Origin of the sequence: Microcoleus sp. B4-C2, assembly GCF_036705265.1 — a bacterium.
Taxonomy (GTDB): Bacteria; Cyanobacteriota; Cyanobacteriia; order Cyanobacteriales; family Microcoleaceae; genus Microcoleus.
Genome location: NZ_JAUBUB010000202.1, coordinates 1,120 through 1,703, shown reverse-complemented (window position 1 = coordinate 1,703; position 584 = coordinate 1,120). Strand labels below are relative to the sequence as shown.

General features: G+C 49.8%; 2 protein-coding genes. Both read right to left on the bottom strand.

The window, feature by feature from the left end; translation table 11 throughout:
• Positions 1-136 precede the first annotated feature (136 nt).
• Positions 137-310: a hypothetical protein gene (locus QUB20_RS28380; protein ID WP_333250809.1), complete on the bottom strand. Its 174-nt coding sequence runs from the start codon at positions 308-310 to the stop codon at positions 137-139.
• Between the two features lie 15 nt (positions 311-325).
• The coding region (locus tag QUB20_RS28375; RefSeq protein ID WP_445299440.1) for a WD40 repeat domain-containing protein at positions 326-584 on the bottom strand (259 nt) is incomplete at its 5' end.

Genomic DNA, 584 nt, shown 5'->3' with positions numbered 1-584 from the left:
TCATTGCTCGAATGGATAAGGTTCGATCAATTACACCAGGCATAGAGTCGAACTCATGGACTGGCTAATTTCATAAAGTCCTTTTTTTGTCAACTCCTAATACTGAACCGACGCCCTAGCCCCTGGCGCGGACTAACTAACGGACTAACAAATCAAATTCGATCGCCCCATCCACCAAAAAACCCGATCGCCCATCCACCAAAAACCCGATCGCCCATCCACAAAAAACCCGATCGCACATCCACAAAAAACCCGATCGCACATCCACAAAAAACCCGATCGCCCATCCACAAAAAACCCGATCGCCCATCCACCAAAAATCCGATTATCGCCCGCCGCTAACTCCCTCCGATCGCAGGAAATGCACCCGGCCGAACACATCGCCCGCTACAACTGTCACCCCATCAGGTGCGATCGTACAGCAAGCAAAACCATGTTCTCCGTTGAAACAAGCAACCTCTTTGCCACTAAGCAGATCCCAGATTTTCAGGGTGTTATCCTCTGAAGCGGAAATCGCTGTTTTACCGTCGCGTGCGATCGCCACTGCATTTACCGAGTTAACATGACCAGTGAGGGTTAATAGT